This window comes from Mesobacillus boroniphilus JCM 21738 (genome assembly GCF_000517385.1).
GTDB classification, from domain to species: domain Bacteria; phylum Bacillota; class Bacilli; order Bacillales; family Cytobacillaceae; genus Mesobacillus; species Mesobacillus boroniphilus.
Genome location: NZ_BAUW01000230.1, coordinates 1 through 842, shown reverse-complemented (window position 1 = coordinate 842; position 842 = coordinate 1). Strand labels below are relative to the sequence as shown.

Genomic DNA, 842 nt, shown 5'->3' with positions numbered 1-842 from the left:
TCATGACGGACAGAAATGGTTGAGAAAGAAGAAAAAGTGTCCGTCATAGGGTCATGACGGACAGAAATGGTCGAGAAAGAAGAAAAAGTGTCCGTCATAGAAGGATGAATTTGCATAATTGTTAAGAATGATAGGTAGAAGGGGTCTATATCGGTGTTAGTGATATTTTGTCCATTGTTTACTACCTGTTGATCTTAAGTGCTTCCCCAGGATTCTTCTTATGCGTTTGGTTGAATCTATTATTCCACACCATTCCTGAACCTCTGTTGAAGTAATTGCTCGTTCTGGGGATATCAATCTAAACTCCTCCATCGTCCGCATAACTGCTGATTCTGCTAATTCTTTACTCCCACAATCCCTGCAGACTAAATACTTATGATTAGCCTCTACCGAATACGAATCACACTCATCACAAGTAATTCCTTTCTTGAGTTCATCATAATTATACTTAGGCAGTTTATCGAATGAGCTGTCGGTCCGATGGAGGGAGACTAGTTTGGTTGCAAGTTTTTTTATGGTTGCTGGTTACTTCTCCTGGCTGGTTATTGAGATTATCGAGGAGTCGTTTGATCTGGGTGGGGAATATGAATGGGAGGTCTGGATGTGCGTGATACAGGGTGAACTCGGGGTTAACAAAAACGACTGAACCTTGTATTTTATTGTTGTAGCCTAGTTGATTTAATAGTTTCTTAAAAAGCAGCTTAGAGCGGTTGAGTTGGTCGAGTGGATTCTTGATTGTTACTTCAGTTGTTATTGAGGTTAGACCTTCTTGTTTGTACAGGTAATCCCCCTGGTTCGTCTTTATTTCAAAAAGATATAATGTGCCGGAAAAAATAATTAGT

At 39.8% G+C, this 842-nt stretch carries 1 protein-coding gene; it reads right to left on the bottom strand.

Annotated features, from left to right (window positions below; translation table 11 throughout):
• Positions 1-457: 457 nt before the first annotated feature.
• Positions 458-842 (bottom strand): nuclease-related domain-containing protein (locus JCM21738_RS22880; RefSeq protein ID WP_148296180.1); only part of this gene is annotated, 385 nt, incomplete at its 5' end.